The 230-nt window shown below is 48.3% G+C and carries 1 protein-coding gene; it reads right to left on the reverse strand.

Features of this window, described 5'->3' with window-relative positions:
* Positions 1 to 230: toxic anion resistance protein (locus LKX83_RS33040; protein WP_227887520.1), on the reverse strand; the 230-nt coding region annotated here is incomplete at both ends.

The raw sequence follows: 230 nt of genomic DNA on the forward strand, positions 1-230 counted from the left end.
CTTCTTCAACGTACCTACATCTACAATCCCCCGCTCATTCTCTTTAGCGATACCAATGGAGTTCGTCTTAAGCAGCTCCGAATTCTTCAGCAGCAGTTCATTCGTCGTATCCGCCACACGCTTCTGTACTTCTAGTGCCTGCTTCTGACGGTGCAAGCTAATCGCGATGACTAATTGGTTTTTCCAAAGCGGGACCGTCGTAAGGATGGACGACTGGATTTTCTCGACAA

The sequence above is a fragment of the Cohnella baijiui genome, from assembly GCF_020731285.1.
In the GTDB taxonomy this organism is placed as follows: domain Bacteria; phylum Bacillota; class Bacilli; order Paenibacillales; family Paenibacillaceae; genus Cohnella.